At 37.9% G+C, this 18,230-nt stretch carries 23 protein-coding genes and 1 pseudogene; 9 read left to right on the plus strand and 15 right to left on the minus strand.

Annotated elements, in window-relative coordinates; translation table 11 throughout:
- The first annotated feature begins 87 nt into the window (after positions 1-87).
- Positions 88-312 carry a polysaccharide biosynthesis-like protein gene (locus LPQ35_RS09950; RefSeq protein WP_193807305.1) on the plus strand — a complete coding sequence of 75 codons (225 nt, stop codon included), beginning with the start codon at positions 88-90 and terminating at the stop codon, positions 310-312.
- 40 nt (positions 313-352) lie between these two features.
- On the opposite strand, the gene LPQ35_RS09955 is transcribed toward LPQ35_RS09950, so the two are convergent.
- Entirely contained in the window at positions 353-853 is a 501-nt protein-coding gene (locus LPQ35_RS09955) for a PIN domain-containing protein (protein ID WP_193807302.1), read from the minus strand.
- A complete protein-coding gene (locus LPQ35_RS09960) occupies positions 805-1,089 on the minus strand; it encodes an AbrB/MazE/SpoVT family DNA-binding domain-containing protein (protein ID WP_203218962.1) in 285 nt (94 codons plus the stop codon). Before LPQ35_RS09960 ends, LPQ35_RS09955 begins: the two co-directional genes overlap by 49 nt.
- A gap of 367 nt (positions 1,090-1,456) precedes the next feature.
- Between LPQ35_RS09960 and LPQ35_RS09965 the strand changes: the two genes are divergently transcribed.
- The 7 genes from LPQ35_RS09965 (at position 1,457) to LPQ35_RS09995 (ending at position 9,844) form a co-directional block, all read left to right on the plus strand.
- On the plus strand, positions 1,457-2,725 hold the full coding sequence (locus LPQ35_RS09965; protein WP_193807290.1) for a nucleotide sugar dehydrogenase: 1,269 nt from the start codon (positions 1,457-1,459) through the stop codon (positions 2,723-2,725).
- 103 nt (positions 2,726-2,828) lie between these two features.
- Positions 2,829-3,689, plus strand: coding sequence for a UTP--glucose-1-phosphate uridylyltransferase GalU (galU, locus tag LPQ35_RS09970; protein ID WP_193807288.1), 861 nt, complete (start codon positions 2,829-2,831; stop codon positions 3,687-3,689).
- A gap of 147 nt (positions 3,690-3,836) precedes the next feature.
- Positions 3,837-4,886 carry a GDP-mannose 4,6-dehydratase gene (locus LPQ35_RS09975; protein ID WP_193807286.1) on the plus strand — a complete coding sequence of 350 codons (1,050 nt, stop codon included), beginning with the start codon at positions 3,837-3,839 and terminating at the stop codon, positions 4,884-4,886.
- Complete coding sequence (locus LPQ35_RS09980; RefSeq protein ID WP_193807284.1) at positions 4,883-5,581, plus strand: HD domain-containing protein; 699 nt, start codon at positions 4,883-4,885, stop codon at positions 5,579-5,581. The genes LPQ35_RS09975 and LPQ35_RS09980 overlap by 4 nt, the downstream gene beginning before the upstream one ends.
- Before the next feature lie 34 nt (positions 5,582-5,615).
- Positions 5,616-6,821, plus strand: coding sequence for a GDP-mannose 4,6-dehydratase (locus LPQ35_RS09985; RefSeq protein ID WP_193807282.1), 1,206 nt, complete (start codon positions 5,616-5,618; stop codon positions 6,819-6,821).
- Positions 6,822-6,851: 30 nt separating this feature from the next.
- Positions 6,852-8,123, plus strand: coding sequence for an oligosaccharide flippase family protein (locus LPQ35_RS09990; RefSeq protein WP_193807279.1), 1,272 nt, complete (start codon positions 6,852-6,854; stop codon positions 8,121-8,123).
- Complete coding sequence (locus LPQ35_RS09995; protein ID WP_193807277.1) at positions 8,123-9,844, plus strand: hypothetical protein; 1,722 nt, start codon at positions 8,123-8,125, stop codon at positions 9,842-9,844. The genes LPQ35_RS09990 and LPQ35_RS09995 overlap by 1 nt, the downstream gene beginning before the upstream one ends.
- 18 nt (positions 9,845-9,862) lie before the next feature.
- On the opposite strand, the gene LPQ35_RS10000 is transcribed toward LPQ35_RS09995, so the two are convergent.
- The 4 genes from LPQ35_RS10000 to LPQ35_RS10015 are packed head-to-tail and all read right to left on the minus strand — an operon-like array spanning position 9,863 to position 14,211.
- A complete protein-coding gene (locus LPQ35_RS10000; protein ID WP_193807275.1) occupies positions 9,863-10,999 on the minus strand; it encodes a glycosyltransferase in 1,137 nt (378 codons plus the stop codon).
- A gap of 1 nt (position 11,000) precedes the next feature.
- A complete protein-coding gene (locus tag LPQ35_RS10005; RefSeq protein WP_193807272.1) occupies positions 11,001-12,116 on the minus strand; it encodes a glycosyltransferase in 1,116 nt (371 codons plus the stop codon).
- Positions 12,117-12,124: 8 nt separating this feature from the next.
- Positions 12,125-13,225: a glycosyltransferase gene (locus LPQ35_RS10010; protein WP_193807270.1), complete on the minus strand. Its 1,101-nt coding sequence runs from the start codon at positions 13,223-13,225 to the stop codon at positions 12,125-12,127.
- A 14-nt stretch (positions 13,226-13,239) separates the two neighbouring features.
- On the minus strand, positions 13,240-14,211 hold the full coding sequence (locus tag LPQ35_RS10015) for a glycosyltransferase (protein WP_193807268.1): 972 nt from the start codon (positions 14,209-14,211) through the stop codon (positions 13,240-13,242).
- A gap of 81 nt (positions 14,212-14,292) precedes the next feature.
- On the opposite strand from LPQ35_RS10015, the gene LPQ35_RS10020 reads away from it, so the two are divergent.
- A complete protein-coding gene (locus tag LPQ35_RS10020) occupies positions 14,293-14,775 on the plus strand; it encodes a metal-dependent hydrolase (RefSeq protein ID WP_193807266.1) in 483 nt (160 codons plus the stop codon).
- Here LPQ35_RS10020 and LPQ35_RS10025 read toward each other — a convergent pair.
- The 9 genes and pseudogenes from LPQ35_RS10025 to LPQ35_RS10065 form a co-directional block, all read right to left on the minus strand.
- Positions 14,765-15,259, minus strand: coding sequence for a hypothetical protein (locus tag LPQ35_RS10025; RefSeq protein WP_193807263.1), 495 nt, complete (start codon positions 15,257-15,259; stop codon positions 14,765-14,767). The genes LPQ35_RS10020 and LPQ35_RS10025 overlap by 11 nt on opposite strands.
- A gap of 154 nt (positions 15,260-15,413) precedes the next feature.
- Complete coding sequence (locus LPQ35_RS10030) at positions 15,414-15,632, minus strand: glycosyltransferase (RefSeq protein WP_203218961.1); 219 nt, start codon at positions 15,630-15,632, stop codon at positions 15,414-15,416.
- A 210-nt stretch (positions 15,633-15,842) separates the two neighbouring features.
- A complete protein-coding gene (locus LPQ35_RS10035; RefSeq protein ID WP_203218960.1) occupies positions 15,843-16,124 on the minus strand; it encodes a HEPN domain-containing protein in 282 nt (93 codons plus the stop codon).
- Entirely contained in the window at positions 16,117-16,443 is a 327-nt protein-coding gene (locus LPQ35_RS10040; protein WP_193807261.1) for a nucleotidyltransferase domain-containing protein, read from the minus strand. The genes LPQ35_RS10035 and LPQ35_RS10040 overlap by 8 nt, the downstream gene beginning before the upstream one ends.
- Before the next feature lie 221 nt (positions 16,444-16,664).
- A complete protein-coding gene (locus LPQ35_RS10045) occupies positions 16,665-16,934 on the minus strand; it encodes a type II toxin-antitoxin system mRNA interferase toxin, RelE/StbE family (RefSeq protein ID WP_193807259.1) in 270 nt (89 codons plus the stop codon).
- 3 nt (positions 16,935-16,937) lie between these two features.
- Positions 16,938-17,156 (minus strand): hypothetical protein, encoded by a 219-nt coding sequence (locus LPQ35_RS10050; protein ID WP_193807258.1) that lies wholly within the window; start codon positions 17,154-17,156, stop codon positions 16,938-16,940.
- Positions 17,157-17,308: 152 nt separating this feature from the next.
- Positions 17,309-17,466 (minus strand): annotated as a pseudogene (locus LPQ35_RS10055) (non-hydrolyzing UDP-N-acetylglucosamine 2-epimerase); the annotation flags it as partial.
- A 235-nt stretch (positions 17,467-17,701) separates the two neighbouring features.
- Positions 17,702-18,058, minus strand: a complete 357-nt coding sequence (locus LPQ35_RS10060; protein WP_193807257.1) for a type II toxin-antitoxin system PemK/MazF family toxin — start codon at positions 18,056-18,058, stop codon at positions 17,702-17,704.
- Positions 18,033-18,218 (minus strand): antitoxin AF2212-like protein, encoded by a 186-nt coding sequence (locus LPQ35_RS10065; protein WP_193807256.1) that lies wholly within the window; start codon positions 18,216-18,218, stop codon positions 18,033-18,035. The genes LPQ35_RS10060 and LPQ35_RS10065 overlap by 26 nt, the downstream gene beginning before the upstream one ends.
- Between the last annotated feature and the right edge of the window lie 12 nt (positions 18,219-18,230).

Raw genomic sequence — 18,230 nt, forward strand, 5'->3', positions numbered from 1 at the left:
GATTCAGAGGCCCTCTTTACAAGAATTCTGTCTTTCTCATGCTTTCAAGTGCAAAAACTTCACTCTAAAAAAAGAGGTTGAGCGGTTTTGGACGAGGTTAATAAGGTCCTGCAAGGGATTGCAAGGGGAACTGGAATAGGATTCACTGGTACAATCATTTCGATGTTCTTCAGCTTTTTAAGCGTCGCAGTCATAGCGAGGTTTTTCTCCAGAGCAGAATACGGCGTTTTCAATCTGGCTTTGACGATTTTAAGTGTTGCAGTTGTAACGGCAAAGATGCTAGGAGAGATCGCGTTTACAAAAGTCCTGTAAGTAGAAAGAAATGAAACAAAAACTGAAACAAGAAACTTTTTTAGCCAAGATTTTTCCTCAACCACTCGTTATATTTCTCAAAAACATCCTCGGGAATTGGGTTAATCACATGAAGGTCCTTTACTCTTTTCTTCATCTTCTTATCCACCGTGTAGATTATAGGGGCCGAATGGGCTCTGGCAATGGCAACAACATAACCATCCCAGGATTCTATCCTGTAACCCATTGCATTTGTCAGAGACTCGATGACAGCCTCCACATCCAGATCTGCATAGAATGCTGGAGATTTCGTTTCAAGAGTCTTTTTTAAAGCTTCGTAAGCAGAAACCCTCTCAACCCTGAGATAGTTGGCGAGTATGTGGTATGCACCGAGGAAAGCCGTTACGGGAATCAGACATCTTTTTTTCCAGAGCAGGACCTCCTTTAAAAATTCGAGAGCATGATCCTGTGCAGGATTCTCAAAATGTGATACCACTATCAGGCCAACGTCGACTACTCCTTCAATCCTATCTTTCTCATGCTGAACTCCGCCGAATACCACTTTTCTCCAGCCTCCTCATCGCCAACAAAAGGTTTTGGAGCGCTGCTTCTGAGGAAGCTCATGAGCTCCTCAACTTTTTTTTCAAGACCGTGATTCCTAAGCGTTATCAGAATTTTTTCATCCTTTACCTCTATCTCAAGCTCTGTTTCTTCCTTTATCCCCAGACTTCTCCGGATCTCCTTTGGAATTAAGATTCTGCCAAATTTATCTATTTTGACTTTTGCCAATTTTACCACCAATTGGCTATTTGTTTGGTTGCATAAATAGGTTGTGATTCTGAGCGCCAATTTAATGAGCATGTCGCCCCCTAAATTTTTGTCTTCACGACTTCGAAGGTATTTTTATTGGCCAGGAGAGGCCGCATTTCCCTTACTTCTTCCACATGGTTGAGCAATATTTTTAAAACTGCAGTTGAATGGCAGAAAAGGATGTTTAAAAGAATTCTCGGTCAGGCAGGAGACCCACTTTACAGGAACTCGTTCTTTATAATGCTGTCTTCAATATCGAATGCTGGTTTTGGGTTCTTCTTCCGGATGACTGCTGCAGATATTGGGTACGAAACCTTAAACAAAAGTAACTCACATCAAAAATAAGGTGATTCCAATGAATATTTCAGTAATAGGTTCTGGCTATGTTGGGATGGTTACCGGCATTGGTTTCGCTGAACTCGGTAACGAAGTGATTTTTGTTGACATTGACGAAAAGAAAGTTGATACTATAAATTCTGGAAAAGCACCGATATTCGAAAAAGAGCTTGATGAGCTCATACAGAGGAATAGAAATAAATACAAAGCAACAAAAGAATACAACATCATTGCTGATACGGATATCACATTCATATGCGTTGGAACTCCCTCAAGAGAGGATGGATCGATTGACTTAACGTTTGTCAAATCTGCTGCTGCGGAAATTGGAAAAGTCTTAGCCAGTAAGGACATGTTCCATGCTGTCGTTGTAAAGAGTACTGTAATTCCGGGCACAACAGAAAAAGTCATTAAACCAATTATTGAAAGGGAATCTGGTAAAGAAGCTTTTAAGGATTTCGGACTTGCAGTAAATCCCGAGTTTCTCAGAGAGGGGAATGCTGTCCACGATTTCTTCAATCCAGACAGGATAGTGATAGGGGTTAGGGACAAAAAGACAAAAGAAGTGCTGGAAACGTTGTATAAGCCGTTCAGTTGCTCGAAACTGATTACAGATATCAAAACTGCTGAAATGATCAAATACGCCTCAAATGCATTTTTAGCAACGAAAATATCGTTTGCGAACGAGATTGGCAATATATGCAAAAAACTTGGGATTGATGCGTACGAAGTTTTCAAGGGAGTTGGGCTGGATCACAGAATAAATCCAGCATTTTTCAGGGCTGGAATTGGTTTCGGAGGTTCTTGTTTCCCCAAAGACATAAAGGCGTTGATAGCAAAAGCAGAAGAGCTCGGAGTGAATCCAAAGATTCTCAAGGCTGTTATAGAAGTAAACGAAGAACAGCCACTGAAGATGATAGAGCTGTTAAAGGAGCATATTCCTGATTTAAAAGGGAAAAGAATCGGAATACTGGGTTTAGCGTTTAAGCCGGATACAGACGATATAAGGGAAAGCAGAGCAATTCCAATAGTGCAAAAATTGATTGAGGAGGGAGCTAACATTATCGCTTACGATCCAGAAGCGATGGATGCTTTTGCCAGAATGTTTCCACAGATTGAATACGCTTCTTCAGCTGAAAAAGTAATTACTAAATCTGATGCTGTGTTAATTGTCACGGAATGGGGTGAGTTCAATGAACTAAACTATAAGGGAAAGATCGTAATAGACGGCAGAAGGGTTGAAAAAGCAATGAAAGAAGCCGGAATATATGAGGGAGTGTGCTGGTAACCCCAATCGATTTTGGATTTTATGATTAAATGAGCAGATATGAGTTTCACAACAGAAAAATTTATTTTAGAATCGATTAGGATCAAAATGGTGAGGGGATAATATGGATATAAAGAAAGCAGTGATCCCGGCTGCTGGTTTAGGGACTCGTTTTTTACCAGTGACAAAATCCATGCCAAAAGAAATGCTCCCTATTATTGACAAACCTGTTATACACTATGTGGTTGAAGAAGCGATTCGATCGGGAATAGAAGACATCCTCATAATCACCGGGCGAGGTAAAAGGGCCATAGAGGATTATTTTGACACCTCTCCTGAACTGGAATTGCACCTGAAGAGGAATAATAAAAAAGAGCTAGAAAAGGTTGTGAGGGAAATCTCGTCTCTTGCAGATATTCACTACATAAGACAAAAGGAACCTAGGGGCTTAGGAGATGCCATACTGAAGGCTGAAAAGCACGTTGGTGATGAGCCATTTGCCGTTCTTTTGGGTGATGATATCCTCATAAATGATATTCCAGCAACAAAGCAGTTAATTGAAGTATTCAGTAAGGTAAACAGCACGGTTATAGGAGTTGAAAGAGTTCCATTTGATAGAGTTTACAAATATGGGATCATAGACGGAGTTAAGAACGGAGAGCTTTATGAGGTAAGGAATCTGGTTGAAAAACCCAGACCTGAAGAAGCACCAAGTAACTTAGGAATAGCTGGCAGGTATATCCTTACTCCAGATATTTTCGATTGCGTTAGAGAGACAAAGCCAGGGGTTGGAGGAGAAATACAGTTAACCGATGCTTTGAAGCTTTTACTTCAAAAACAGAAGATTTACGCATATGAAATTAGGGGAGAGAGGTACGACATTGGGGATAAATTGGAATACGTTAGGGCGATACTAGATTTCGCTTTAGAGAGAGCGGATTTAAAAGAAGCGATAATAGAATACGCCAGAAAAAAGTTTACGTAGAGGGTACAGCATGAAAACTTATATTTCAGACATGAGGTACCTCGGAAGAGTGAAAATAGAGATATAGTACATAATTAAAGGATGTATATCGCAAAAACTTGTAAGATAAGAGTGTCTTGAAAAAGTAAATTAATGGGGGGCTGAAAAATGAAAAGGGCTTTGATAACCGGTGTGACGGGACAAGATGGGGCATACCTTGCAAAGTTTCTCTTGGAAAAAGGGTATGAAGTATATGGAACTTATAGAAGACTTTCTTCGCCGAATTTCTGGAGATTGCAGTATCTTGGCATTTTCGATAAAGTGAATCTGATACCAGTTGATCTCTCAGATACAAGTTCGATTTTTGAAGCTATAAAGACTTCCGAACCAGATGAGATCTACCACTTGGCAGCGCAGAGTTTTGTTGGAGCCTCATTTGAACAGCCAATTGCAACTGGAGATATCTCTGGCTTAGCTGTAACGAGAATTTTAGAGGTAGTAAGGCAGGTAAACCCTGAAATAAAATTTTATCAGGCATCTACATCTGAATTGTATGGCAATTCAAGAGAAGAGGGCATATTAAATGAAGAGACGCCCTTTAGACCCGCCTCACCTTACGCTGCAGCAAAATTATATGGCTACTGGACTACAAGGATATACAGGGATGCCTATGGAATATTTGCAGTGAATGGCATCCTGTTCAATCACGAATCCCCTTTAAGAGGTTTAGAATTTGTAACAAGGAAGATATCGAATGCTGTAGCGAAAATAGCTTTAGGGCTTGAGAAAGAATTGAGGCTAGGCAATTTAGAAGCAAAACGAGACTGGGGATATGCTCCAGAGTACGTTGAATGTATGTGGCTCATGCTCCAGCAGGATGAGCCTGACGATTACGTAATCGCCACTGGGGAGGCTCACAGTATCAGGAAATTCTGTGAGACTGCTTTTGACATTGTTGGTTTAGACTGGCAGGAATATGTCAGCGTTGATAAAAGGTTTATGCGACCATTGGATGTCAAGTATCTGTGCGGTGATTATTCAAAGGCTAAGAACAAGCTTGGCTGGGAACCAAGAACGAAGTTCAAGAAGCTAGTTGAAATAATGGTCAAAGAAGACTTGAATAGATGGGAAAGATGGCTTAATGGCGAGAATTTCCCGTGGGACGCTCCGAATTATCCAAGTGAGGTAAAAATACTAACAAGGACTCTGAGAACATGAACAGCGACATTATCAAGAAGGCAGAAAAATTTGTTCGGCATGTTTATTCTAATAAGTATATCCCCGGCCATGACTGGCTGCATACATGCAGGGTAAGAAATCTGGCATTGACAATTGCAGATGGTTGCGACATAAACAAAGAAGCTTTGGAAATTGCGGCATTATTTCACGATGTTGGCAGAGTTAGAAGTGATAAAAACCACGCTATAGCGTCGGCAGAAATTGCAATGGATTTTTTAAAGAACTTCGATCTTGAAGTAGAATTTGTGGATGTTGTTGTTAAAAGCATTGAAGAACACGAGAGGTTGTATGAGCCTACTTATTTAGAAGGGAAGATACTGCAGGATGCCGATAAACTTGATGGAATGGGTGCAATAGGCATAATCCGAGCTGCAGAAGCGTCAGCATTTAATTCTAAGCTGGAATATGATACACAGAATCCATTTGGTGTTGGATGCACAGATCTCGAGGAGTGGATTGATGAAAACATAAGACAGATTCCAAATAGAAATTTGAGGGTCGATAAATATCTGATCGAGGAGATAATTGGCAGGCAAATGCAATGGATAAATATGATGTGGACTGAAAAGGCAAGAAGAATGGCACAGAGAAGATTTGACCTTATGAAGACATTTTTAAAAGAACTTGAAAAAGATCTGAGAGAGGCGGGCGTAGTAATGGACACAATGCAATAACTCAGACATTAAAATATATGGGATGGTGCTTTAAATGGACTGGGGCGGTAAGAGGGTGCTGGTAACAGGAGTGAGTGGTTTTGTCGGCTCGTATTTAGCCAAATATCTCCTTGAAAAGGGCGCCGAAGTTTATGGTCTTGTGAGGAAAAAAGTGGATGGAGGAAAACAAAAATTTGGTGAGAAGATTAAAATTGTTGAAGGAGATATAACCAATATATATAGTATCACACTAGCCTTGAATAAATCCGAGCCAGATGTTGTATTTCATCTCGCAGCCCAATCTTTCGTTCCCAAGAGCTTTGAATATCCGCTGGATACTCTGAACACAAACACGATCGGTACGGCAAATTTGCTTGAGGCAGTGAGACTAAAAGAGGTAGATCCAGTAATCGTATTTGCTGGCTCAAGTGACGAATACGGTTTGGTTATAAGTTCAGAAGAGCAATACAACAGAGTGAAGAAGAAATACGGCACAATGTTTCCCGAACCTGAAAAAATTCCAGAACTGCCAGTCAGAGAGAGTAATCCATTGAGGCCTATGTCGCCATACGCCATGAGTAAAGTTCACGGCGAATACCTAATGAGGAACTACTATTACGCATACGGGCTTAAAACAGTGGTTTCGAGAAGTTTCAACCACGAGGGAGCGGGCAGAGGAGCAATGTTCGTGACATCGGTAATAACGAGCCAGGTGGTTAAGCTGAAGTCTGGTGAATCTGACAGGATTGTTATAGGGAACGTAAACGCTTTCAGAGACTGGAGCCATGTGATGGACATAGTAGAGGGCTACTGCCTGCTTGCTGAGAAGGGGAAGCATGGAGATGTTTACAATCTTGGATCAATGAGAACAAATTCTGTTCTGAGCTACATACTGCTTAGTTTAGAGCAAGCTGGGTGGAAGATTGAAAAAATTGAAACTATGAATGGCGGAAAGACTGTGGATAATCCAACAGAGAGGGACTACTCGAAGATCTTTGGAGTGAATTTCGAGAAAACCAAAGTTGACAAAATGATGCTTGAAGGAGATATTGAGTTCACGATCAAAAATAAGGGTATATGGGTCCACACGGATGAGGACAAAATTCCGATAGAATTTGATGCTAAAAAGTTCAGACCTGCGGAAGCTCCTATACTGCTTTCAGATACGAGTAAGGTTCAGAGAATAGGGTTTAAGACTAAATACACGCTGGAAGAGATAATAAAAGACCAATTGAACTATTTTTATGAGAAGTGCAAATAGACAGCAAACGTGACTCTAAGGGTGAATACGGTGACCACAGTAAGACGAGTTGCGAAAAACATAATAGCTTTAGCATCTGCTGAACTCATAACAAAGTTTCTCATGTTTATTTTAATAGTCTTAATTGCAAGGTATCTGGGAGATGTAGGCTACGGTAAATACTCCTTTGCGATGGCTTTTACGTCCTTTTTCTTAATTCTCTCAGATTTGGGTTTGAGCACGTTAACTATAAGAGAGGTAGCGAGAGAAAAAGAGCTGGCTGGAAAGTATCTTGGAAACTTATCGTTAGTCAAACTAGTCTTGTCAGTTGTATCGTTTTTGCTTTTGGTCGTTATTATCAATCTTATGGATTATCCATACGATACCAAATTGGCAGTTTATATTGCTGGTGCTTATGTTGTCGTATCTTCTTTTACTCAGTTTTTCATTTCTTTTTTTAGAGCTTTTGAAAGAATGGAATACGAAACGCTTGTAAGGGTTTTTGAGAAAATTATTGCATTCATTCTGGTTGTGTGTTTAATCTATCTTGGTTATGGTCTAATAGAGATCATGTTAGCATATCTGGTTTCTGGAATTTTCAGCTTTCTAATCGGCGGTTTGATCGTGCTTAGGAAATTTGCTATGCCAGAGTTTAAAGTCGATGTTTCTTTTCTAAAACATGCTATAAAAGAGGCATTGCCATTTGGTCTCACAGCAGTTTTTGTTGTGATTTATTTCAAAATTGATACTGTTATGCTCTCAGTAATGAAGGGAGATGCTGTTGTTGGCTGGTATAACGCAGCATATAGTATAATTGATGGATTGACAGCTTTAGTGGCGGGATCAATATCATTTGCTTTCTTTCCTGTAATGTCAAGGTATGCTAAATCTTCAAAGGAGATGTTAAAGAAAGTATATTTTAGGGCTTTTCTGCTATTATTTAGTGCTGGACTAACGATTTCGGTTCTTGTGACTATTTTTGCAGATAAAATAATATTGATCCTTTACGGACAAGAGTATTTGAATTCGATATTAGCGTTGAGAATTCTGATATGGGCGTTCTTTATAATCTGCATAAGCACAATATCGAGTACATTGTTAAATTCTGTCAATAAACAAAATATAGTTGCTATGGGAACTGGACTTGGAGCGACTTTGAATGTTATTTTGAATTTAGTTTTAATTCCCAAATACAGCTACGTTGGGGCGGCTTACGCCACATTAATAACAGAGGGTATTGGGTTTGGAATATATCTGGGGTGTATTATTAAGTTTTTAAAGAATCCTCTACAAAGAGGTTATGAAGTGAAAGGTGGGGTATAATGGGGAGGATAATACGAAAATTATTGTTACTATGGATTACTTTAATATCAGCTTTGATTCCGTTATATATCAACCTCAATGTATTACACTATCAAACAGATCCTTTCATATCAACAACAATTAATATGGGGAAAGCCATCAAATCGTATGGGTCGCTTGACATCACAAGAAATTTTTATAGCGATATTGTCAATTCAATTCATTTAACTACTCCTTTTTGGCAGAAACACACATCTTATTTTGTACGATTTGAGCCTGGTTCTGGGATATTTCTTGCTATTATGTCAATTATTAGTGGAATTGAAGTTAGAACTATTGCATATCTTCCTGTACCCTTCATAGTCAGTATTTTAATATTATTCTCGATGTTCTGTAGGATATATGAGTATACAAACAGAGTAAATCAAAATAAAAAAAATATAGCAACTATATTCAATATTGTATTCCTTGGAAGCGTCATGTATTCTTTTATATCTTTTAATTTTATTGGGAAGATACACACATTGGTATATCATGGTATATATGTAGTACAGTATTTGACTATTTATTATATACTTCTAAGAATAACTTTCAATGAAAAAAAGCCAGAATGGATAATCTTAATTGTTTTGACCTTTTGTGCTATGATAATTACTCACTATAGATATCCTCTGATGATTGCCGGAGGTATTACTTTGTATGTCTTTATAATATACCTTACTATCTCTATAGCTGGAGTTCAAAAATTCAACATAAGCACACTCCAGACATTTTTATATCTTAACATTTTTATGTGGGTGGTTATTAGTCTAAATGAGGTGTACTTTAGAAGTGGTGCTAAAGTAGATATCCTATCCGCGATTGTATTTTTAAAAGATTATCTTTTGAGGACATTCACTTTAAGCTATTCTCCTATTTCTTCACCTGAAACTTCAGGAAGTAAAATGGGTTTAATGATGTCTTTATTATATACAGCTATTATATTAATTATCTCAATGGGATCGCCAATAGTTTTATTGTTGGGAACAGTCAAGAAGAAAAATATGTTGTCAAAATTAAATGTTGACTATTATATTTTTTATTTATATGTAATTCTATTTGGAGGATCAATAGTGCGATTTTTATCATATTCATCTATATATCTAAATTTTGCAAAATATGGGCTAACGAATCCTGAACTTATTGCCTTATTTTTGGTAATCTCTACCAAGATCATACGTCAAAAATTCAAAAAGGTCGGAACCATTATGCTGGCAATGTTACTAGTTTCTTCAATGTTAATTTTTGGTAAAAGCCTTCTTTATGCATATTCTATCTCAAATCCTAGCTCTGCATACTATTATGGTCCAAAAGAGGAAGGAATCGGAGCTTTTGGATTTTTGGTGTATCATTTACCAGATTCAACTAGCATCATTGGTGGTTCGATACAAGTCAGTAGTGGACTTTATGAGTACCTTTCATATTGTCCTCTGGAAAAAAGTAAGGAAATTATACCTGCAATGGTTCAAGTATATATTGCGCCTTCACCATATACAATCAATGGTATTACGACTGTTTACAATCTAATGAATAAGGAACTTGACTATTTCATTATTGCCAATAAGGAGATACACTATGGTTTAAATGGTGGATTAATGGTGTACCTTGATCCTGATAAAACTAATAAGTTATATAAACTTATGTCTATAAATGAGGACAGAATTTATAGTGGGAGTGCCACAATATACCACTTTAAGTCTTAATTTATCTTTATCCTCCCTTTATCTCATGTTATATACTTCCTCATAAACATTCAAAGTTTCCTCAGCGGTTTTTCTCCAGTTAAACATTTTAGCTCTCTCCAGTCCTTTCTTTCTCATTTCTTCTTTTAATCCCTCGTTAGTTAAAACCTCATACATTGCTTTAGCCAAACCATCAATGTCATAAGGATCAACCATTATCCCTGCATTTCCAACAACTTCTGGCAAAGACGAAGTATTAGAAGTTATAACTGGTGTTCCACAAGCCATAGCCTCTAGAGGTGGTAATCCAAAACCTTCATAGAGTGAGGGGTATATAAATATGTCTGCTGCATTATAGAGAGCTGGCAAATCCTCATCTGGAACATAACCCGTAAATATAACATCTTTTTTGAGATCTAGCTTATCTATGGTTTCGAAGATGGGCTTATACTTCCAACCAATTTTTCCTGCAATTACTAGTTTATGCTTAATTCCTTGTTTTTTGAGTTTGTAATATGCTTTTAGTAAAGTTTGGATATTCTTTCTTGGCTCTACTGTTCCAACATATAGTATAAATGGGTTTTTCAATTTATATTTTTGTCTGATTTTGTTTATTTCATCTTCTTTTAAAGGTTTAAATCTCTCATCTGCTGCTAAATAAATAACTTTTATTTTATTTTCGGGAATTTTGAAATATTTTATTAAATCACTTTTAGTGCTGTATGAATCAGTTATTATTTTATCAGACGATTTTAAAATAAGTGGAAATATATATTTATGCATCAAAACTCGACTTTTTCTATGGGTCTCAGGAAATAATAATGGAGTTAGATCATAAACCGTCAGTATTTTTTTTGACTTTTTTAAAAATAAAAATGGTCCAAAATGGTAAGTATCATGTATAATATCAAAATCCATTTTATTTAACTTGGTAGGTATTAGTATCATTTTTTGTATTTCATGACCAAATGGAGTTTTTTTGGGTATCGGAATTATAAAATCATTTATAAAATCATATGTCTTTATCATGTTATTAATTAATTCGTTTTTTTTATAATGTATAATATAATATTCGTTGTCTCGATAGTATGGCAAGTATTTTATTAAATTATATGGGTAAGATGCTACACCTGTTTTTATGTCATCAATTGAATTTGCAATAATTCCGATTTTCATCTTATACCTCCGTAGTATCTCTTACCAACTCTTTGTATGTCTCCATATATCGTTTTAGCAGCTTTTTCCAAGACTTAACCATTATAGCTTTTTTTGTATTATATTTATATTTCGTTAGCAATTTTTTATTTTCGGACAGCATCAAGATCGCAGAAGAAAAACACCTAATATCGTCAACCGGGCAAGTAATCCCTATTTTAAATCTTTTTACTGTTTCCCCTATCCCTCCGATATCACTAACAATTACGGGTTTCATATGTATAATCGCCTGATGTAGTACCTCACTTTGTGTACTTTTGCGGTATGGTAATATAATTATATCAGATTCCTCAAATAATAATGACACATCTTCATCTGGAATAAAACCTTTAAATATTACTTTATTTTCAACGCCCAATTGTTTCACAAGACTTTGTAAATACATGTAGTATTTCATAAATTTATCTGGAACTTTACCAGCAATATTTAGTTTTAGATTTGGATTATAGCGTAAGGCTACACTAAATGCCTTAATTAGTGTATCTATGCCCCTACTAGGACGAACAATCCCGAAAAACGTTAATTTGATATCTCTTTTAATAGAAAATTTATTTTTTAATGATTTTGCTATAGTGTTGTCAGTAGTAGAAATTCCATACTCAATAGTCCTACATTTTTCTCTCGCCACAGTATATATGCTGCATATCTCCTGGAGATGTTCTCGGGTATGAACTAAAATCAGATCGGAAAGTGTGTAAATTATTTTCTCATAAAACATAAATAAGTTAATAAGAAATTTAACTCTTATATTAACTATATACGTGCTTGGCTTTTCGTGTGCGGTTATCACGATTTTAGTTTTTATTTTTTTAATTTTTCTAAATATATGAATTAATATTAGGAAAAATGGAAAAAACAAACCACAAATAGTTGGTGTATATTGGACATGTACAATATCTGGCTTCAGATGTAGTATATCCTTTGCTGCATTTATCCATCTAAATATTGAACGAAAATAGCTTTCATATGCATATATTCTTTGAGTATATAGACAAAGTTTTACATTTACAGATTCTTTGATAAAACGTTCCGTATACTTGGAAACTCCACATCCCTCTGTTGGATAACTACTTATCATAAAAATCTTCAAGATTTACACCTACCTATAACCATTTTTGTTAGAAATACAAATACTGATTTATATTTTCTAGAAATTTTATTCCAACTATACTTCTCTAAAACAATCTGCCTTATTTTTTTCTCTATTTTTCTATTTTTCCCAGTAGTTTCCATTATTCTCAAAATATTCTCAACAAACATCTCTGCATTTAATGGAGTTACCAGAATTCCAGTTTTTCCATCTATAACTGCATCTTTTATACCTTCCAAGTTTGAAGCCACAACTGGTACTCCACGAACGGTAGCTTCCAGCACAACGATGCCAAAACCCTCTATGTCACCATCCACAGGTATATTCGGCATAATAAAAATGTCTGATATTTTATAAAGCAACTCTAATGTTCTGTCATCAATTTTACCAAGTAGCACAACATACTTCCTCAAATCTTTCTCTTCAACTATTCTTTTAATTTTCTCTCTGTATGGCCCGTCACCGACAATAAGATACACAAAATCATCTCTGGCTTCTAAAAGTTTTGGAATAACGTTCTCTACAAACCAATGAAACCCTTTTCGCTCAACCAAACGACCAACAGACAAAAGAACAAACTTATCTTCCAGATCTGCATGTAGCATTTTTGAAATTCTCTTTTTTAGTACTTCTTTATTTCCATCCGAAGATGCTGGAGGGTTTATTCCAACTGGGATTACAATGCATTTATCTGGAGAGACTCCACGTTTTACACACTCTTCCTTTGTTTCTTTACTTATACAAATGATTTTGTCAGCCACATTTACGAACATAGGTATAAAAAACTGATATAACTTGTTTTTATAGGTAATGTCCAAACCGTGAACTTTAATAACTACCGGCTTTTTTTTAATGATTTTCAAAATGGGTATTAAGGGTGAAAGAAGAGAATCACTTAACAGAATCGCATCAAATCCCTTATTCAGTAAAATTCTAAATAAACTGTAGATATAGAAAACTGGAGAGTACTTTCCAAATCTATTCGGTATAACCTCAAAACTCATTATTTTTCTCATATTTTTTGCCAATTCATAGTTAAGTCTCTCAGCCCCTCCTACATGTGGTGGATAGTTCCTAGCTACAAAAAGGATTTTCATTAAAGCTCACCGATCTATTCTTTTTCTCTCTTTTCACACTCCATTTTCTTCAACCTGTACAGCACATCATCCATAATCTGCCTCTGTGTCCTGAGCATATCCGCCAGCAATCCAAGAACTATCGTCTGAAAGCCAATAATTATCAGCGCAACTGAAAGTATCGCTGACGGCAGGTAAAACCCGACCATTCCAGTCTGCAGATAATAGTAAAGCACCCTCAAACCAACAGCGACACCAATTACAAGCAAAAATAGTCCGATGAATATGAACGTCCTTAGCGGATGGTAATCTCTGTAGCTTCTCACTATCGTCAGACCCGCTCTCACTGCATAGCTGAATATATTCGATATCAAACGCGACTTACCCGGTCTTTTCCTGAATTCTATTGGCACTTCCTCAATCTTCAACCCCATCTTTGCAGCCTGTATAATGGTCTCCTGAACGTAAGTGTAGTCTGCGAGCACGTTTATGCGTAAAGCAGCCTCTCTCGTAAACGCCCTGAATCCGGTCTGTGCATCTGAAACAGGCAATCCACTCGCAAAACGGGTTACCCATGTTGCAATCCTGTTACCAATCCGCTTTTGAATGGGCATGTCCTCGATCCAGCCCTTGAATCTCGAACCCAGAACTATGTCTGCCTTCCCATCCAGTATTGGCTTAATCAGCTTCGGTATTTCCCTGGGGTTGTACTGCCCGTCAGCATCTATGTTGACTATTATATCAGCACCCATTTCTAAAGCTGTTTCCATACCCTGCCTGAATGCCCTTGCCAGCCCTCTATTTTTTCTAAAGCTAACTACCACGTCGGCTCCGGCTTCTTTGGCAACTTTAACAGTGTTGTCTGTAGAACCATCATTGACAACGACGATTTTGATATCGTCAATCCTGTCTCCAAAATCTACCGGTTTGAGCTCCTTTATCCCTTTTATAACATTGCCAATGGTCATCTCCTCGTCATGTGCCGGAATTGTTATGACAAGCCTCATCCATAACCCCTCTCTCACCAATTCAACAATCTCAAAAACATTACACAGAATATAATAACACCAGCATGTATACCTTAAGTTGTGCTGCTCTTCGGACACATCGGAATCACGCTCGGAATATTCTGGTTTGCAGAAGAAAAATTCGGTTTCAGATTTGATTACAGGCTGGTGGTATTTGCATCACTGCTGCCCGACATTATTGACAAGCTGATAGGGAGAGTAATACTCCCAATAGGAACTGGAAGACTGATCGGACATACGCTGCTGTTTATCCTAATTTTGACTCTAATAAGTGTAAGGAGGAAAAATCTGCTACCTCTTCCGCTGGCATCGTTTGTACATCTGCTTGAAGATGAAATGTGGAATTACCCAGCAACTTCATTCTGGCCACTATTTGGCAACTTTCGTACCGGCGAAAACATAAGTTTTCAGGAATACATCATGGAACTGTTAAAACAGTATGAGCCGTCCCTGTCCTACACGTTCATCTCAGAGGTTATAGGCTTCATCATTATCTTAGTATTCTTCTTGAAGAAGAAAATGCGAGCAAAGCTTAATGCCTAACTTTTCTCAACAAGCGCTTGATTGCAATTCTTAATCCAGTGATCAAGCACCAGATAACGTAAAACACTTTCTCAAGCAAATTGGGATCTTTCGGCTCATATCCCTTAAGTATCCTTCTGTAGTTGCTATCTTTGAAATCGAATATTTCACACTTTCTAACGCCATTTTCACTTATATATTTCGATCCAACAATAAATTCAGCATCCTTCAGCAGTGGGGTGATTGAAGCGAACTCTTCTTTGCTCAGCTCCTCAAGTATGAACACGGGTTTGCATCCCATCTCCTTAGCTTTTTTCAATCCCAGGTAAACTGCGTTAATTTTATCATAATCCTTAAGCTTTATGATTTCGGCCTCAGCAGTTCTGGCTAACTCCTCCACGATCTCGTTGCTCGTTATAACCAGAACCCTATCAGCGTAATCTCTCGCACTGAAAATTATTCCCGGTCTCCATTCATCATTCCAGGGAATTACTGCAACCTTCATAACATCCGCACCATTCTACATTCATTGGATGATAACCTGAACAAGTTTTCTTCTTTTTCCACTGGATTTAATAATTCCTAAAGCCTGTTTTTTAACCTTCGTGTCCGGGTTCAGAATGACCACGTATTCTCCCTTAGCATGCCTGACTCCGAGGTTATTCCCCCCCACCGTAGCCCAGATTTCTTGGACTTTTAATCAGCTTAACCTCTGGAAAATTTTCTTCAACAAATTCAGCAGTCCCGTCCACCGATCCACTGTCAACAACTATTACCTCTAACGGATCATTCGCAATAACCGAGCTCAAACAGTCCTCCATGTACCTCCTGTGACTGTAGGTGACAATAACAACGCTCGCCCAGTCTGAAAGATTCATGCTACCACCCAGAAAGATATAGTGTCGGAGTGTTAATGGATTGAGGGAAAAATTGTTTCCGTTAAAACTTGGCTATAATTTATTCGTTGCGACTTTCAATTTCATCTATTGCTTTTACAACTCTCCTGAGAAAAACTTCGGCGCTATTCACTATTTCTTCAGCTGTTTCCTTATCTATTTTAAATTCGACACCATAATCTGCTTTTTGCCTTATATCAAGTGCGAATTTATACGACTCCGCATGAACCTCTTCCAGATATCCTTTACTGACGATTCCAGCCCGAGCATCTTCAATACGCCAGCATGCTTCTTAGGCGCGATGTTCTTTGTCAGCAGGAGTGCTCTCGCTGCGTGGTACATCGAGTAATATGCTCTTGAAACCGCTCCCCTGTACAAACCGCCTGACAGGAGATTTTCAGCTTCCTCAAGACACTCCCCAGCCAGAGCTAAGTGATCTCTTATTTCTTCAGCCCTTCCACTTCCTTCACCCAATTTCAACACCCTCTCTCAAAACGATCCGGTGGAATGAATAGTTTTTATTTTTCTCGAACTGCTCCTCCTCTTCAACGATTGAGGATATTACCCCCCCCTGTTCCATGAGGACCTGAAACGCTATTCTGGAGACCTCCCTCTGACTGACTCCGCTGGCCACAATTAAAACATCTATGTCGCTCTCTTCTCCAGCTTCACCTCTCGCAGCTGAGCCAAACAGAATGATCTTGCGTATTCTATCACCGTATTTTTCCTTCAAAATCCTTACAAACGATTCCAGGGCTCTCTGCTTGTTATCTGAAATTTGCGGTAATTCCATGATAACTGCCTTGTCGCAATCTTTTATATTTTTATTTCCTGCAAAAGACAATCTAGCGGATCATCCGAATAACTGAGCTCGAACAACCATCCACGTACTTCCTGTGGCTGTACGTGACGGTGATCACGCTCGCCCTCTTTGACAGCATTTCAATCACTGTCCGTTTGCTTTCAATATCATCTCTGGCCTCGTTCCCAGAATTATCGCCATCCCCATAAACGTCATCTTCTCTTGTAAATTTTGTCGTGATGGTCTAAATCGAGGAATCTAACCACCCCATTTTCTTCATCGATTTCAAAAATCAGAACAAACGACCTCTCAACGTGAACCCTTCTCAAACCCTTCAGATCGTATCTTAAAGGCTTGTAGTGCTGTGGATTTTTTATAATTTCCTCAATTTTTTTGATTACAGTTTCGTAGAATTTCCTGTTTTTCTTGTGTATCTTTTTCAGCTTTGATTCTAAATTTTTACTTATGAAATATCTGTACATTCATCAGCCCTCTTCAATTAGCCTTCTCAGCTCATTTATGTCTGAGAATTCCTCAAAATCCTCTTTTCTTATTTTTTCCAGTTTTTCAAGGTATTCTTCCCTAACCTCGTAAAGCGTGTCAGCGTAAATGTCAATAAGTGTTTCAACCATTTTTTCTATTCTCTCTACCTTATACCTGAGATCCTCCAGAATTGATTCCACGTTCCCTCCCATTTCAATCACCTGTATATGTTATGTCTATGGCAGTATAAATATTGCCTCTCACACCTTCACATCTGGAATTTCTCTTCTCCCCGACAAATCAAGCAGTCCCGTCCGTCGATCCATTGTCAACAACCATTACCTCCAGCGGATCGCTCGCGAGAACTGAGCTGAGGCAATTCTAACTCCTCAAAGAACACTTTATCCATCTCGTATGAATAATGCTGTCCCGTGTGCAGGATGAAGTAGTCCAGTCCCTTTTTTCGCATTCTCTTATCACAGGGCTCATTTTGATTATTTCCGGCCTTGTGCCAAGGATTATTGCAATCATCTCTTCACCTTCCAAGATACTATGCAATACGACTTCATCATAATCGGTTGTCCTTCACGATCATAACTCGATGTAACTCGCTATGATTTTTTTGAGGGCAAAAACATACTAAAAATCCTCTCTGACACTCTAAAAATGGCGGGATGCTAAACGGCAACCAGAACGTCTCCTGGATATGTGTTTCAGATTCGTAACCTCTCAGCTCCAACCCGACACAACATATGTAAAACTGGCGTTAGATGTTGAATACTTTCCTAATGATGTTTTTAACCTCAATTAACTTTTCAGGCTTCAATTTTCCAGCTTTTTTGAGAATTAGATTTTTCTCCACAGTGAAGATTGAATGACAGTGAATATAGCTTGTTTTCTTGAGTTTTCCCTCTTTGACGTCGCTCGAAGTTATTTTGATTTCAAAATCCGGTAAATGCTCGGAGGAGCTAATTTTGGCAACGATCAAATCTGCTGACACAAGGTTGAGTTCAGAAGAACTCAGAACAACCACCGGTCTGAGTTTCTTACCCACCATGTTTGTAAAGGGTAGCTCAAGAATTACTATATCCCCTTCCTCATAACTCGAAGAGTTCTTCTGCATCTTCGCTCTCCCTCAGAAGCTTTAAGTATCCGTACAATTTAAGGTCATCAATTGCTTTAACCTCTTCTATTCTCAAAACCACTCGGGATCGTTCTGGAATATCCAATGCTTCTATCGGTATCAAAACACCTTTTTCGTAAATGCACTCCACCTTTTTCATATCATTCACTCA

This window comes from Geoglobus acetivorans (genome assembly GCF_039641995.1).
GTDB lineage: Archaea > Halobacteriota > Archaeoglobi > Archaeoglobales > Archaeoglobaceae > Geoglobus > Geoglobus acetivorans.

Bases quoted from the DNA above. Each gene is read 5' to 3' on its own strand.
- LPQ35_RS09965 (WP_193807290.1), top strand. From the start codon at position 1,457: ATGAATATTTCAGTAATAGGTTCTGGCTATGTTGGGATGGTTACCGGC.
- galU (WP_193807288.1), top strand. From the start codon at position 2,829: ATGGATATAAAGAAAGCAGTGATCCCGGCTGCTGGTTTAGGGACTCGT.
- LPQ35_RS09975 (WP_193807286.1), top strand. From the start codon at position 3,837: ATGAAAAGGGCTTTGATAACCGGTGTGACGGGACAAGATGGGGCATAC.
- LPQ35_RS09980 (WP_193807284.1), top strand. From the start codon at position 4,883: ATGAACAGCGACATTATCAAGAAGGCAGAAAAATTTGTTCGGCATGTT.
- LPQ35_RS09985 (WP_193807282.1), top strand. From the start codon at position 5,616: ATGGACTGGGGCGGTAAGAGGGTGCTGGTAACAGGAGTGAGTGGTTTT.
- LPQ35_RS09995 (WP_193807277.1), top strand. From the start codon at position 8,123: ATGGGGAGGATAATACGAAAATTATTGTTACTATGGATTACTTTAATA.
- LPQ35_RS10000 (WP_193807275.1), bottom strand. From the start codon at position 10,999: ATGAAAATCGGAATTATTGCAAATTCAATTGATGACATAAAAACAGGT.
- LPQ35_RS10005 (WP_193807272.1), bottom strand. From the start codon at position 12,116: ATGATAAGTAGTTATCCAACAGAGGGATGTGGAGTTTCCAAGTATACG.
- LPQ35_RS10010 (WP_193807270.1), bottom strand. From the start codon at position 13,225: ATGAAAATCCTTTTTGTAGCTAGGAACTATCCACCACATGTAGGAGGG.
- LPQ35_RS10015 (WP_193807268.1), bottom strand. From the start codon at position 14,211: ATGAGGCTTGTCATAACAATTCCGGCACATGACGAGGAGATGACCATT.
- LPQ35_RS10025 (WP_193807263.1), bottom strand. From the start codon at position 15,259: ATGAAGGTTGCAGTAATTCCCTGGAATGATGAATGGAGACCGGGAATA.
- LPQ35_RS10030 (WP_203218961.1), bottom strand. From the start codon at position 15,632: ATGAATCTTTCAGACTGGGCGAGCGTTGTTATTGTCACCTACAGTCAC.
- LPQ35_RS10040 (WP_193807261.1), bottom strand. From the start codon at position 16,443: ATGGAATTACCGCAAATTTCAGATAACAAGCAGAGAGCCCTGGAATCG.
- LPQ35_RS10045 (WP_193807259.1), bottom strand. From the start codon at position 16,934: ATGTACAGATATTTCATAAGTAAAAATTTAGAATCAAAGCTGAAAAAG.
- LPQ35_RS10060 (WP_193807257.1), bottom strand. From the start codon at position 18,058: ATGCAGAAGAACTCTTCGAGTTATGAGGAAGGGGATATAGTAATTCTT.
- LPQ35_RS10065 (WP_193807256.1), bottom strand. From the start codon at position 18,218: ATGAAAAAGGTGGAGTGCATTTACGAAAAAGGTGTTTTGATACCGATA.